The sequence below is a fragment of the Acidocella aluminiidurans genome, assembly GCF_055383125.1.
The window spans coordinates 1,529,335-1,543,169 of the sequence record NZ_AP031589.1 but is presented as its reverse complement, the minus strand read 5'-3'; the positions used below and the strand labels follow the sequence as shown (position 1 = coordinate 1,543,169).

Below are 13,835 nucleotides of genomic sequence, written 5' to 3'. Positions count from 1 at the left end.
CTGAGGTCCTCGATGCTTATGCTGCCGGCTTGGGGGGGGGATACTCCAGCCTTTCGCCCTGCCTGATCACGTCCAACATGTCGCATGGCTTGAGATAGAGCATGACCATGTAGGCCGCGCTGCGGGGCAGGGGGGCAAGGCTGCTCAAGGCCGCGCTGGCGCAGCAAAGACGAGTGATGGCGAAGCGCGGCCTTGGCGGGTCTGCCAGCAGCAGGCAGGGCGCCTCGCTTACCCCGAAGCTTTGGGCGAGATATTGCCCGTAGGCGCCAACCTCGGCTTGAGGCGGCCAGTTTTGTAGCGAGTCCGCACCGGTCATGCATTGGCCTTGCTTGAAAGGACGCTTGCCCAAGCTTGTCCCGATGGCCACGGGATGGATTGTCGAATCTGATGGTTATTTATGAATTCCGCGCTTGAAGCGCCATACCGCGTTAGAAGGCGGGTAGCTGCCGGATGCGCACCCGGGCCTCCACGGACATGCCGGGCCCGAGCCCGGCGGGCAGAGGGCCGTTGAGTAGGATTTTCACCGGCACGCGCTGGATGATCTTCACGAAATTACCGGTGGCGTTTTCAGGCGGCAGCAGCGCGAAGTAGGAGCCTGTGCCGCGCTGGAAACTATCCAGATGGCCATGCAGAACGAGGCCGGGCATGGCATCCACAGTGATCGTGACGGGCAGGCCGGGGCGCAGCCTAGCCAGCTGCGTTTCCTTGAAATTGGCTATGACATACAGGCTGTCCGGCACAGCGCTGAATAAAGATTGGCCAGGCTGCACATAATCGCCCTGGTTGACCGTGCGGTTGGCGACGGTGCCGGTGACAGGCGCGCTGATGCGGGTATAGCTAAGATTGAGTTCGGCCTGGGCAAGGGCCGCCTGGGCGGCCGCCACGCTGGCCAGGGCCTGCTGGGCACTGGCCGTCAGCACGGCCGCCTGTGCGCGGGCGGCGGCTAGATTCGCTTTGTCGCCGGTAAGGGTGGCTTCCCGCACCGTTTCATCGGCTTGGGCTTTTTGCCATTCCTCCCGCGTGCCGGCACCGTTTTGCGCCAGCTTGCCGAAGCGTGAAAGCTCCTGCTGGGCGTAGGTGAGGTTGGCGGCGTCGCCTTCCAGCTTCGTCATGTTGGCTTCGATGGTCTCGCGTTGCGCGGCGATTTGGGCTTCTGCCGCATTCCGCAGTGCCAAGGCGCCATCCAGCGCTGCCTTGGCATTGTCCCGTGCGGTGATGAAGTCACGCGGGTCAAGCTCCACCAGCAGATCGCCTTTCTTGAAAGCGGAATTGTCGGTGACATGCAGGACTGTGACATAGGCGGCCACCTTCGGAGTGATGGTGACCGTGTCCGCCGCAATGGCGGCATCGTCCGTCTCTACGAAGAACAGGCCCGGCACATAGAGAATGAGCGCCAGGATCAGCAAGGCGCCTCCGGCCAGCAGCCAGAGCGGCGGGCGGCGTTTTGCCGGTGCCGTGGGGGGCGAGGCGGGAGGGGGAGGCGTTGTCATGACGGAGCTTTCTTGAACGGGGCCATCAGCCCCACGGCGAAGAGGGCGAGCACGCCGATACCCGCCATGCAGAGGAACGCATCGGCATAAGAGAGGGTCTGCGCCTGGGCTTGAACGGCGCGGGCGAGCGCCGCCATGGCGATATGCTGAGCCTCGCCCGGCATGGCCCCGACGCGGCTTTGCGCAGTGTTGCCCATTGTGGCGAGCCAGGCCTGCAACGGTGCTGCGGCCTGCGGCGGGAGGGTCAGCAGGCGACTGGAATGCAGCGTCTCGCGCCAGTTGAGCAGGGTGGTGACGAAGGTGACGCCAAGCGCCGCGCCGAATTGTCGGAAGCTCATATAGATGGCCACGGCATCGAGCTGCGAGGCGGGGGGCAGTTTGGAGACAGCACCGCTGCCGATGGCGGAGAGCATCGGCGCCAGACAGAAGGCGTACAGCACCAGGGGCAGGGCATAATAAAGGGGCGGCGTTTGCAAGGTGAGCAGGCGCCAGGCACTGAACATGGCGGCGATGAGCGCCAGAAACGCGAAGCTGATGACCTTGCGCGGGCCGAACCGGGCGATGGCAGGGGTGACCAGCGGGCGAATGGCTGCGGCGGTGAGCGCGTAGATGCACATGATGCGCCCGGTTTGCGTGGCACTGAGCGGGGTGGGGAAGGTGGTGCGCAGGAATTCCGGAAAGGCGTAGATTGCACCTGAAAGAATCAACCCCGCGCAGAGGCCGAGGCAGATGGCGGCTTGCAGATTGCGGTTGGCCACCAGCCGCAGACACAGCAGCGGCGCCGCATTGGCCGGGTGCAATTGCCAGATGGTGAATGCCCCCAGCGCCAGGCCTGCCACCCAGCCCAGCAGCTGGATATGCGGGGCGGCGAACCAGTCATCAATATCCCCGCGGCTGAGCAGGGCTTGCAACGCCGCCAGCCCGATGGCGAGCAGGGCGAGGCCGGGCCAATCTGTCGCGCGGGCGGCTTCGGGCGGCGCCACGTCGGGAAAATGCCGGTGCAGTAGCGCAATGGCGAAGGGCGCACAGAGAAGATCTGGCAGAAACAGCAGGCGCCAGCTGAAATGATCCGTGATCCAGCCGCAGAACAGCAGCCCGGCGGCGGTGCCGAGATAGAGAATGACGGAGATGCGCATGAGCGAGGCGCTGCGCACAGGACCGGTGAACAGCATATACACGCTGGCCCGCCACCACATCACCAGCCCCGCTCCGGCAAAGCCCTGCACGGTGCGGCAGAGCAGAAGGGTCGGGAAATCCGGCGCCAGCATGCAGCCCAGCGCGGTAATGGCAAAGCACGCCGTAGTGAGGATGAGAAAGCGCCTATAGCCAATATGCGCGGCCAACCAGATGGAGACTGGCACGCCGTAGAACAGCCCGGCCAGATAGGACGTTAAAATCCAGCTGGCTTCATCCTGCGACAAACCGAAGCCGCCCGCCATGTCCGGTAGAACCAAGTTCACGCCGTCATAGCTGTAGAACTCCATCCAGGTGGCAAGGCCGAGCCCCAACAGAAGCCCGCCCGATCCGGCGGCGCGGGTCATCAACCCCTCGCGGTGGCGAAGCTCACGAGGCGCTTTCCGTATCGCTGGGCTTGGGGCAGGAGGGCAGGCGGCCGAACATATGCGTGGCGCAGCCCGCCTGGCGCCAGGCGAGGCTTAGCTTGGTGGTGCCGGACAGCAATTGCTGAGTGAGAGGGATGATCTGTTCGCCCGCCAGAATACCAAGCAGTCCGACCAGGGCGATGACGGGCGGCGCGGGTGAACGGACATGCAGCAGCGCGTAAACAAGGCCGACCAGCAGACCGGTACCGAAAGACAGCAGATAGAGTTTCATGCCTGCCCCCGGGCCGTGCGTAGATTGTTAAAACCGGTCATGCCTGCCTCCTAGAGTGGAACAGCCGCATTCTGCGTCACTGACTTGGCACGGGCTTGTCAAATGCCCGGTTTTTTTGACGATTTTTGCGGCGGGGTGAGAGGTGGGGGCACCTTGCGGACGCCGTTGCGGTTTTGAAGTCAAGGGTTTCTGGCTCATCTACGCTCCTTCGTCGCTACGATGAGTCAGAAATCCTCCCTTATCCACGATGCCAGGTTTGTCTCATGGGCGCTGACGGGGGACATAGGGAGCGGAAATTCACGCTGGCCGAGTTTGATGGCTGGCACCAAGCAAATAGGGCGAGAACTTGATGTAGGTAATAGGACGCATGAGCTATTCTTGGTCTGCTTCCATACTAAGGTAACGGGATAAGTCATTTCATCGTTCTTGTGGGCGCTCTATTGCTCGTTGCTGGTCTGCTGTGGTCTTGGCGTCTCCCCAGCAATATCTCTATTCGCGGGGAGCGCGTTTCGGTTTACTTTCCCATCACGACCTGCATCTACAAAACAGCGCCGCGTATGTCGCGCGACAGGCCCCAACCGCTTCACGGCGTCTCGATGAATCCAAAGTTCGGGGTACCTGGGCATCGTACGCGGCGGTTATTTTAAGCCAAGTATTTGTAGTTCACCTCCCCAAGCAACCGCAATCATTAGAATTTGGTTTTTGTTAGATAATCAATAATCTCTGGTATGCTGGCTTCGTTGATTGGTGCTTTGTAGAGTTTAATCATCTTCGTTACCTCCGCCTGCCATGCAGCCTTGCTTAAGGGCGGTTGGTTGAAGACCATGCCGACCGAATGACAGGCGAGGCAATTGGCATTCACAACCTGAGCGGCGTCACCGCCGGGAAAAAGCTCAGAGGAACTTGGCAAAACAATGCTCTCCGAGGTGAGAGTGACGCCGGCGGCGGTGACTGTGGTCGGCGCTGTGTCCGCGGCGTGGGCGGGCATGATACCGGCGGCAAGGGCAAGACATAATCCAATGACGGCTCGGGAAAACAGAGGGCTGTTCAAGGCGATCATATGGGAACCTCCTGAAGCGATGAAGGTGCCTCCATCAGGCAATGTTGAGGGTCGTCGTCTCGATAGAGTTCCGCATATAGCCGCCAGGATTCCAGTTTGGCGTCCACGGCTGCGTTTCGCCTTTGGTATTCGTGCATCGCACGCTGAGTGTGAGCACCCCGGAGGCAGGCGCGGCAACCTCGGCCTGCCAGCCGCGGAAACTGTATTTGCCTTCGTCGGGCCCAAGCTTGGCCGTAAGCCACGTCGTGCCACCATCTTTTGAGAGGCCAACACGGGTGACGCCGCAATCTCCACCGAACGCTATCCCGCGTACCAGCACGGTGCTCCCGGCCTTCACACTGTCTCCTGTCTTGAAATTGGTGACGAAGGAGCGGGGCAACATGCGGTTGATTGGTACAGTCTTGAAGCCGGTTTCGGTTGGCGAGACATTTGCACCCGGCGTGTCGGGGATACGATAGGCTGTCTTCATCCAGAAATTGCCGTCCGGTTGATCGAGCACTTCGATATTCGACAACATCTTCATCCAATAGGTCGAGTACCAGCCGGGAACGATCAAACGGATCGGGAAGCCGTTCAATAGCGGCAACTGCCTGCCGTTCATCAGATAGGCCACCATGACCTCTCCATCACGGGCATGGTCGATGGAGAGTGACTTCTTGAAATCGGGTGTAGCGGGAAGCGGTGGGCCATCGAGTCCGTTGAATTGTACCTGGATAGCACCCGACTTCATACCGGCGCGGTCGAGCAGGTCGCGCAGGCGAAAGCCGGTCCATCTTGCGTTACCCATCGCGCCATTCCCCCACTCGCCTCCTGCCACGCGAGGTTGAAAAAAGCCACGCGAATTCCCCGAGCATTGGTTGACAGCGGTAAGTTCGACACGCGGCAATTCCAGCAAGTCCGAGAGCGAGAGAGACAGGGGGCGATTCACATGGCCGCCGACCGTAAGACGGAACGTCGAGACATTGACCTGCTGCGGGACAGCCGCCAAATGCCAACGCACAAAAAATTGCTCGTTCGGCGTAAACACACCCTGGTCAAACACCTCGAAAGGGGTTTCCAGCAGCGGCGGCCGTATACGCTGCAAGATCATCTCCCCTTTTTCAGGAAAGGCTGTTGTGAGCGGCCGTGTGTCTGGGCCTCCGGGCAAGGGCAGCGTTGTTGTACTTTCTGCCCACGCCAGCCCTGCAGGCGATATCATCAGCGCACCAAATACGGAGGCACTTCCAAGAAACTGCCTTCGTCCCTTTGAATAACCGACAGAAAGCTTTTTGGACATGACAAAACTTCCCTTACTGACCGCTATGAAATTCCTGGTGTTATTTTTGCGAGAAGCTAATTATTGGAGGTCGTTTATCACTATTCAAACAAGCACAGCAACAAAGAAGATACGATCAACGATCGGGGACAGGCTCAACCAAACCAGTTTGTCTCAGTTCAACTGACCCAAAATCCCCAGGCAAACCAATAGTTTCTGGTTTTCTTTTCCATTTTAGTAGAATGTCCGTGTAATCCGATATTGAATAACCGTAATCGAATTTTTGATTGTGGTGAATGTCTGTTTTAAGCGCGTCCAGTATGCTGCTGCTTGGCGTTGCCGGCATTGTTGGAGGGTAGTGGACCTAGAGCCTCTCAATGGTAGTAGTATTCGCTATAAGGGATAACAACTAGAAGCTGAGAACGGTCACTGCGGGGCAGAACCGTTCCAACTCCTCCAGAACCTTCTAGCCATGGAAATGTCCGTGTGTGGACGCCCCTTAAAAAGCAAGAGTTTTTTGAGAAAGATTTTGGTGCGCAGGTTCAGGTGCTTCCGTGTGTCCGGCCTTTTTGATGCGGCCGTCACTGCCGCTGGCCTGTATGGAGATCGCGGGCCGGGTCCTTACCGCTTTCGCGCGCTCGAGGCGCCTGGACATTCACTGGTTTTCCCGACCGCGTCTCTGACCGTTGCGCCATACCTTGCTCTCGACCCTCCTGCTTCCCCGACGCCCCCAGTTGGCGGTTACCCCGCCACTGCTGGAGTTCTGTAGGATCCGCCGTGCGCCATCAGCGCCCAGACGATCCTAGCTGTCTTGTTTGCCAATGCGACGGTGACCAGCATGCGGGGCTTTCGTGCCAGCATTCCAGACAACCAGTCATTGGCCCGCGTGGGATTGCGAGATGCGGCATTAGCCGCCGCGCTGGCGCCAATGATGAGTAGCCGACGCAAACTACGTTCACCCATTTTCGTTGTTCGCCCGAGCTTCTCCTTGCCCCCACTAGAATGCTGCCGCGGTGTCAGGCCCAGCCAGGCCGCGAAGTCACGCCCGCGGCGGAAGCTACTGGCAGCAGGTGCTAAAGCAACCAGCGCGGTGGCAGCTATCGGCCCAACGCCAGGAATGGTCATTAGTCGCCTGGCCGTAGGGTTGGCTTTTGCCCGGGCTGCGATCTCACGATCCAAAACCGCGATCTTGGCCTGAAGCATTTGAAGATTGTCGGTAATTACCGCCAACACCATCCGCGCGTCGGGCGGTATGACGGATGAAGGATCCTCAACAAGGTTTATCAACTGACCAATATTGTTTGCGCCCTTCCGTACGACAAAGCCAAATTCAACAAGATGCCCTCGTAGGGCATTAATCAGTTGAGTTCTCTGACGCACTAGCAAATCACGGGCTCGAAAGATCACTGCAGCTCCCTGAGCTTCTGCGGTTTTCGGTTGCACAAAACGCATGGTCGGCCGCTGAGCTGTTTCACAGATTGCTTCCGCATCGGCCATGTCATTCTTCTGGCGCTTGACGAAGGGCTTCACGTAGGCGGGAGGGATCAACCGAACCTCATGCCCAAACTTGCCGATCTCCCGCGCCCAATAATGAGCGCTCGCGCACGCTTCCATCGCAACCAGGCAGTGGGGTAACTCCGAGAAGAAGACCAGCAAGCGATCTCGCCGAAGCTTCTTTCGGAAAACAACCGCTCCCTTGGCATCTGCTCCATGCAGCTGAAAAATGGACTTCGCCAAATCAAGACCAACTGTGCTAACTTTATCCATGGACGCCTCCTCTTCAGTGGTGTTTCAACACCTCCACTTTGGCACATCGATGCCGCCAGGGGGGCGTCCACCCATCGCTCTCGGGTGATCCTCGTGGGCCCCGGATCGATCGCCGTGGGCGCCAATCAGCGTCAAGGCGACTGGCGAGGCCAAGCCGGAATGGCCGCATCAAAGCGACCACTCCAAGATTGTTCTCACACCGCTACGTCTTGATGAAATCCACGAAGGCGCGGAGCGGCGCGGGTAGATGGCGGCGGCCGGGATAATACAGGAAAGGTCCGGCGAAACTTTGCCACCATGGCTCCAACACGGGCTCCAGCGCACCGCTGTCGAGATACGGGCGAAGCCAGTCCTCGAACAGGTGAATGATGCCGAGCCCGGCGATGGCGGAATCCACGGCGAGATCGACCGCGGCGCCCAGCCGAACCGTCAGCGGGCCGGCGGGGTCAATCTTTACGATCATGCCATCACGCTCGAATTCCCATACCGGCATGGCACCGCTCGTGAACCTGCCGCGCAAACAGGCATGGCTCAGCAGGTCGCGCGGGTGTTCCGGCCTGCCATGGGTGGCGAAATAGGCGGGCGACGCGGCTGTGGCGAAGCGCTGTACGCGCGGGCCGATCGGCACCGCGATCATGTCCTGCTCCAGCCGCTCATCATAGCGGATTCCGGCGTCACAGCCGCTGGCCAGCACGTCCACGTAAGCGTCATCGACGATCACTTCCATCCGTATGTCCGGATATGCCTTCAGGAATGACGGGACGATCGCCGGCAGCACAAGGCGCGCAACGGTCGCGGGCACGTTGAGCCTGAGCGTTCCGGTTGGCCGGTCCCGGAAGGCGTTCACGACATCGAGCGCGTGCGCCACCTCGTCCAGGGCCGGGGCTAGGAGCTCGAAAAGGCGTTTGCCGGCCTCGGTCAGAGCAATGCTGCGCGTCGTGCGGTTGAAGAGCCTGACGCCAAGCCGCTCTTCCAGCCGCCGCACTGCCTGGCTCAAGCCGGAAGCAGAAGAGCCAGCTGAGCGCGCGCCGTCGCGGAAGCCGCCGGCCTGCGCCACAGCCACAAAAGCTGATAAATCTGCTAAGTCTTCCGCCATTGTTCACAATCCTATACAGCTTGTGCAGATTAATAGCCATTATCGTACAGTCATGCGATGTCTATATGCCGGTCATTCTGGAATTTGGAGCATGGTGATGACCGAAGGCAGCACAGGAATTTTTCGACTTGGCGACAAACCCGTCCGGCGCATGGGGTATGGCACCATGCAGCTTGCCGGCCCAGGGGTGTTCGGACCACCCAAGGACCATGGCAGCGCGCTCGCAATATTGCGCGAGGCCGTGGCGCTCGGTGTCAATCACATCGACACGAGTGACTTTTACGGGCCGCATGTCACCAACCGGCTGATCCGCGAGGCGCTGCATCCGTATCCGGATGAACTGGTGATCGTGACCAAGGTGGGAGCGGTACGCGGCGCGGATGCGTCGTGGAACCCGGCGCAGAGCCCGGCGGAGCTGACGCGGGCGGTTCATGACAACCTGCGCAATCTCGGCGTCGATGTGCTGGATGCTGTCAATCTGCGAGTGATGGGCAATATCCACGCGCCGAGCTCAGGGTCCATCGCAGCGCAGTTCACCGCGCTTGCGGAACTTCAGCGCCAAGGGCTGATCCGGCATTTGGGGTTAAGCAATGTGACTTCGGCCCAGGTAGCGGAGGCGCGTACGATTGCGCCGGTGGTCTGTGTGCAGAACAATTATAACGTGGTTCATCGTGAGGATGACGCGCTGGTGGATGAGCTTACGGCGGCGGGCATCGCCTACGTGCCGTTCTTTCCGCTCGGCGGATTCTCCCCCCTGCAGTCGGACAGATTGAACCGCGTGGCAGCTAAGCTAGAGGCAAAACCGATGCAGGTGGCACTAGCTTGGTTGCTGGCGCGTTCGTCCAACATCCTGCTCATTCCTGGCACCTCTTCGCGTGCACATCTGCGCGAGAACTTGGCGGCTGCCTCGTTGGCCCTACCGGACCATGTGCTGGCCCAGCTGGAGAGCATCGATAAACAGGCATCATAATGGATACTGCGCGCTCTGGCGCGCATCAAACTCTGCAAACTGGTTCAAGTTTCTTGGTTGACATGTCCTGCCGGCAGCACCTCCGCTTTACGATCAGGACGCGTGAGGGCTGAAGCGGACGGGCCGCTCTTGGCAACCACCCCCGAAAAAGCCAGCATATCAAATTGGAGGTCATGGCTCCAGGCGCGCTAAGGCGTAAGCCCCCACGATTGCCGCTGCGCAGCCCGCTGCCGCGCCGACGCCGAGCGACCAGCGTGGCCCACAATGATCCGCCAACCAGCCGACGATCGGCGTGCCTCCAAGAGTGATGCCGACACGCAGTGCCATCACCCGCCCGCGCATCGCAGGCTCTGTCGAAAGCTGCATCAGGCTGTTGTTCCTATTGGTCAATATCAGGGCGTCCACGCCGATGATCACGAGCGTACCAGCGAATAGCCAATGATTTGGAGTGAGTGCCGCCAGCGTGCAACCGATTCCGAAGCCCCCCGAACCCAGCAGCAATCTGCCGAAATGTGCCTCACGTCGCCCGGCATTGAGCAATGCTCCGGCAACGTTTCCGATTGCCATGATCGAGGACAACATTCCGTATCCGCGGGCGTCAGCGTGGAAGACGCTGACCGCCATGGTCGAGATGAAGATCGGGAAGTTCAGGCCGAAGGTCCCCACCAGGAACAGCATCACCAATATGGCCTTGAGGTCTGGACGCCCCCCCACATAGCGCAACCCTTCGATAAAGTTCCCGCTGGCGCGGGGTGCGCGCGCATCAACCCGTGCCGCCAAAGGCGTGTCGGCCAAGCCCGGCGCCTGGGTGCCGAACATCACGCTCTTGGCCTCAACCTCCAGGCAGGATTCGGCACCATAACGATAGAACAGCCGCAAGCACAGCGCGTGCAGCAGCGCCAAATAGGCGATGCCGGGCTCGTTACCCGACGCCTCGCGCAGCGCCAGCGTGCGATAGGCCGTCAGCTCGGTTAGCAGCCGATCAGGCAAGGGCTTGAGCCCGTCTTCCTCTTCGGGTTCGATCTCAGCTTCCGCCCCGCCGCCAATACGGGCGGTGATCACTCTGGAATCCGCGCGGCTGAGATCGGCGCCATCTTCTGCGCCGTACCCATCCGGCCCCTGGGTAATCCCCCGTTTTTTAACCTATCCGATTCACACAATTCCTGCTGCTACTCGCGCGCCGTATTTGATTTCGTGATAGCGCCGCAGACCGCGTGAGAGTGTGGCGGGGCCGGGTTTGCCATAATACCCGGTCCAGGCACCGAGGCGGGCGATTATCCATGAGGCGAAAGCCAGTGTATCGGGCGGATGTGGATTTTTCTGACGTTCAGTTGGAGTTTCGCCTTCGTAGTCCTTATAAAGGGCCATAAGTAACGGTTTATCATCGGGATCAAAGGCGTCGGCCAATGGCTCGCCGGAAGGATTGTTGCGGGCTCGCAGCATCTGGGTGGCGGTCACGGCGGCTATGGCGGCCAGGGCAACGAAGTTCATGAAGCCGACGGGATTGGTCATCCTTGCATCCTCAACCTTGAAGCCCGCCGATTTCAGGGTACGGAAATAGTCCTCAATGATCCAGCGCTTGCGGTAAAAATCCAGCATCAGACGGGCCGCGCCAAAGTCTTCGATGACATGGCTTGTAAGCAAACGCCAGTGGATGGGGTCTACGCCTTTTGGGGTATCAACTTCGCGGATATCAACCAGATGAAGCCCAACTGTCTCGGGCAAACGTTTCAGATCAGGACTAGGCATGCCGCGTTCCGGCCGCTTGATTGTTACCGGGCCAAAGCGCAACGCCAGACGGGCTGGCCTGGCGGATTTGCCAGGGCTGGCCGGAATATTCACAGTCATGCGCTCCGCTTCTGGCAAGCCATCCGCATGGTCAAAGAGTTTATATCTGTTCACAAGATTGCGGTTGGAACTGGCCCGGATCAGCACGTGGACATTCACGGGTTTGAGCGCGAAGTCCTCATAGAGATCGCTTTCCCGGTCTGACACGACCGTGATGCGTCGAGCCTTGCCAAGCGTATCGCTGGCGCGGCTTGTGCCATTCAGCTATTTCCGGGATTCCTTTTGCTCCAGCGGCCGCCTGGCGTGGTGCAATTCATTTTGCTTGTCGCGGTTCCACACGGCAATATCTGCGAGCCCCACAAGTTCACCGCTCATGGCTTCAACCGCCAGTACGGGATGGAGCAGGACCCCACCCAGAAAGCCGCCACGACCAACTGGGCCAAAGCCCGCCTGACGGATCTTCGACCCGCTCAGCACAATCTCGCTGGTGTCTTGGATGGCCAGAATGTCGCGGCCCGCGACACGCGTCGCAGTTCTCGCCGCCGCAGCCGCACTCAAGGCAGCCACAGTTACTGCCGGATTGCGCAAAAACCGACCAAAGCCTATCTCGCCTCGCCGCTGGCCGCCTGACAATTCCAGAATACACGAGCCCGGATGGGCAACCAGCGCCGCATGACACCAGGCCCCTTTTTTCCAGACGCAAGTCACCGAACCCGCCAACCGAAAACCGTCTCACTTCAATGTCGCTGATGCCAATACAAACCTTCCGAGCAAATCAGTGACCAGTGAATCAGCTCTTCTGCGCTAATTCAAGACGCTAAGAGATGTGTGCATCAGATAGCCGTTTTTAACGGGGCTTATTTGTAGAACTTCACGCGGCGAGTTTCAGTTTCTGGGCGGGTGTGATCCCACCTAAAGCCATATTGGGTCGTTCGTTGTTGTATGTCCACTGCGAGAGGGCGTGGCGGGTCATCGTGCTCGCGGACGCGCGATCTGGGACGATGGCGCAAGGGCCCAGCCTAGTCGCCGGATGTCGAATGCACTGCAGCCGATCACGTGGCGGCCGAGCGTGCCGCCATCGTTGTGTTCGCCCACCAACTCAATTCGTCGAGGGCATTCTTGGCGGCGGGCAACAGGGCTTGCTCGATCTCCTCGATGGGCTCGTTGCCACCCATCGGAAACACCTTCATGAAGTCGCTGCCGCCGATATGGACGGCCGAACGGGTCGACACCATGTGAAGCTCGACACCAATTCCGCGCAGATGCTCCAGCGCACGCGCGCCCCCGGCGCCGCCATAGGCGATAGCGGTGAACGGCTTACGGTTCCATTCCTTGTAGGCTTGATCAAGCGCGTTCTTTAGAGCGCCAGTAATCGAATGGTTGTACTCGCTGACCGCGAAGATGAAGCCGTCAAACCCCGCTATGCGCTCCTGCCAGCGGATTGCCTCGGGATCCTTGCTGGGCGCGTGCAGGTTGGAGGCAACCTCGGCGAAAAGAGGCAACGGGTGGTCGCGCAGATCGACCAACTCGATCTCCATGTCTTCGCGGGCTTGCGCCTGCTTGAACATCCATTGCGCAGGTTTGTCGGCGAAGCGGGTCGGCCGCGTCGAGCCGATAACGAGGGCGATGCGGGGCTTAGGGGGCATGTCGGACTCACTTTCGTAGTTGAGAAAAGGGGGAATGCGCAGGGCGCCGTAGTCAGGTGACCGCAATCTGTCTATTCGGCTGCGTCACGGGCAGGCCGAATCGAAAGCTCGATGCGGTGATCGCGCCCATGAAGTCGGTCTGGTGGTAGATGCGCGTTCCCGCGTCCTCGCCGGCCGCGCCGAGGGCGACCATCAACGGCAGGAGGTGATCCTCGCGTGGATGCGCCGCTCGGGCTGAGGGGGCGTTTGCCCATTCGATGATCCGCTTGCGCCGCTCGTCGGGCGCGGCGTCGACCAGCGTCTCGTCGAGCCAGCAGTCGAACGTCGCCGAAGCGGGGCCGCCCGTGCCGCTGCGCATCGCCGCCGTATCGTGGAAGCTAAAGCCGCTGCCGACGATCACGACTCCCTCGTCGCGCAGCGGAGCAAGCATCTCCCCGGCCTGGAGGTGGGTAGCAGGATCGAAATCCGACCTGAGCGCGAGCTGGACCAGCGGCATGGTCGCTTCCGGATACATCGTGTGCATCAGGCTGAACGTGCCATGGTCGAAGCCGCGTTGCGGATCGAGGTCGGCTGCCAAGCCCCCGCGCTCCAGGAGATCGCGAACCCGTTCCGCGAGCGCCGGGTCGCCCGGTGCGTCGTAGCGGATGCGATATGTATACTCGGGAAAGCCGCCATAGTCATAGACCATCGGCGGGCGGGCGGAGGATGAGACAAGGAACTGGCTCGCCTCCCAATGCCCAGAGATCATCAACACGGCGCGCGGTGCTTCACCCAACTCATGTCGAACGTCGTGAAGCGAGGCTTCGAGCTGATCGTACATGCCCGGCCGAAGATCCTTCAGCCAGGGCCACGGCCCGCCGCCATGTGAGAGGAAGTAGGTCGGCATTCTTGCAAAAGTCATCGTTCTGTCCTTCAGCGCGACCGCGTGGT

Annotated in this window: 15 protein-coding genes; 3 read left to right on the top strand and 12 right to left on the bottom strand. The window is 60.3% G+C overall.

Features of this window, described 5'->3' with window-relative positions:
- Positions 1-16: 16 nt before the first annotated feature.
- From ACZ46S_RS07805 to ACZ46S_RS07790, 4 genes are all read right to left on the bottom strand, one after another.
- A complete protein-coding gene (locus tag ACZ46S_RS07805; RefSeq protein ID WP_464064034.1) occupies positions 17-316 on the bottom strand; it encodes a hypothetical protein in 300 nt (99 codons plus the stop codon).
- Between the two features lie 112 nt (positions 317-428).
- Positions 429-1,490: an HlyD family secretion protein gene (locus ACZ46S_RS07800; RefSeq protein ID WP_464064033.1), complete on the bottom strand. Its 1,062-nt coding sequence runs from the start codon at positions 1,488-1,490 to the stop codon at positions 429-431.
- A complete protein-coding gene (locus tag ACZ46S_RS07795) occupies positions 1,487-3,031 on the bottom strand; it encodes an MFS transporter (protein WP_464064032.1) in 1,545 nt (514 codons plus the stop codon). The genes ACZ46S_RS07800 and ACZ46S_RS07795 overlap by 4 nt, the downstream gene beginning before the upstream one ends.
- A 22-nt stretch (positions 3,032-3,053) precedes the next feature.
- Positions 3,054-3,323, bottom strand: coding sequence for a XapX domain-containing protein (locus ACZ46S_RS07790; RefSeq protein WP_295741194.1), 270 nt, complete (start codon positions 3,321-3,323; stop codon positions 3,054-3,056).
- 428 nt (positions 3,324-3,751) lie between these two features.
- On the opposite strand from ACZ46S_RS07790, the gene ACZ46S_RS07785 reads away from it, so the two are divergent.
- Positions 3,752-3,970, top strand: a complete 219-nt coding sequence (locus ACZ46S_RS07785) for a DUF2905 domain-containing protein (protein WP_464064031.1) — start codon at positions 3,752-3,754, stop codon at positions 3,968-3,970.
- A gap of 41 nt (positions 3,971-4,011) precedes the next feature.
- On the opposite strand, the gene ACZ46S_RS07780 is transcribed toward ACZ46S_RS07785, so the two are convergent.
- The 4 genes from ACZ46S_RS07780 to ACZ46S_RS07765 all read right to left on the bottom strand — a co-directional run bounded on the left by ACZ46S_RS07780 (position 4,012) and on the right by ACZ46S_RS07765 (position 8,501).
- The gene (locus ACZ46S_RS07780; protein ID WP_464064030.1) at positions 4,012-4,383 is read right to left on the bottom strand and encodes a sulfite--cytochrome C oxidoreductase subunit B; all 372 of its coding nucleotides are present in this window, start codon (positions 4,381-4,383) and stop codon (positions 4,012-4,014) included.
- Between the two features lie 34 nt (positions 4,384-4,417).
- Positions 4,418-5,659 (bottom strand): molybdopterin-dependent oxidoreductase, encoded by a 1,242-nt coding sequence (locus ACZ46S_RS07775; protein WP_464064029.1) that lies wholly within the window; start codon positions 5,657-5,659, stop codon positions 4,418-4,420.
- Between the two features lie 720 nt (positions 5,660-6,379).
- A complete protein-coding gene (locus ACZ46S_RS07770) occupies positions 6,380-7,405 on the bottom strand; it encodes an IS110 family RNA-guided transposase (RefSeq protein WP_464064028.1) in 1,026 nt (341 codons plus the stop codon).
- Positions 7,406-7,607: 202 nt separating this feature from the next.
- Entirely contained in the window at positions 7,608-8,501 is an 894-nt protein-coding gene (locus tag ACZ46S_RS07765) for a LysR family transcriptional regulator (RefSeq protein ID WP_464064027.1), read from the bottom strand.
- 97 nt (positions 8,502-8,598) lie between these two features.
- Between ACZ46S_RS07765 and ACZ46S_RS07760 the strand changes: the two genes are divergently transcribed.
- A complete protein-coding gene (locus tag ACZ46S_RS07760; protein ID WP_464064026.1) occupies positions 8,599-9,471 on the top strand; it encodes an aldo/keto reductase family oxidoreductase in 873 nt (290 codons plus the stop codon).
- 171 nt (positions 9,472-9,642) lie between these two features.
- Here the strand turns inward: ACZ46S_RS07760 and ACZ46S_RS07755 are convergent, their stop codons facing one another.
- A complete protein-coding gene (locus ACZ46S_RS07755) occupies positions 9,643-10,533 on the bottom strand; it encodes an MFS transporter (RefSeq protein WP_464064025.1) in 891 nt (296 codons plus the stop codon).
- Positions 10,534-10,623: 90 nt separating this feature from the next.
- Positions 10,624-11,523: an IS4 family transposase gene (locus ACZ46S_RS07750; protein ID WP_464064272.1), complete on the bottom strand. Its 900-nt coding sequence runs from the start codon at positions 11,521-11,523 to the stop codon at positions 10,624-10,626.
- A gap of 39 nt (positions 11,524-11,562) precedes the next feature.
- Between ACZ46S_RS07750 and ACZ46S_RS07745 the strand changes: the two genes are divergently transcribed.
- Positions 11,563-11,889, top strand: a complete 327-nt coding sequence (locus ACZ46S_RS07745) for a hypothetical protein (RefSeq protein ID WP_464064024.1) — start codon at positions 11,563-11,565, stop codon at positions 11,887-11,889.
- Between the two features lie 422 nt (positions 11,890-12,311).
- Here ACZ46S_RS07745 and ACZ46S_RS07740 read toward each other — a convergent pair whose 3' ends face one another.
- Both ACZ46S_RS07740 and ACZ46S_RS07735 read right to left on the bottom strand, forming a co-directional pair.
- Positions 12,312-12,971 (bottom strand): NADPH-dependent FMN reductase, encoded by a 660-nt coding sequence (locus ACZ46S_RS07740; protein ID WP_464064023.1) that lies wholly within the window; start codon positions 12,969-12,971, stop codon positions 12,312-12,314.
- Entirely contained in the window at positions 12,958-13,791 is an 834-nt protein-coding gene (locus tag ACZ46S_RS07735) for a DODA-type extradiol aromatic ring-opening family dioxygenase (protein ID WP_464064022.1), read from the bottom strand. Before ACZ46S_RS07735 ends, ACZ46S_RS07740 begins: the two co-directional genes overlap by 14 nt.
- Positions 13,792-13,835: the final 44 nt, after the last annotated feature.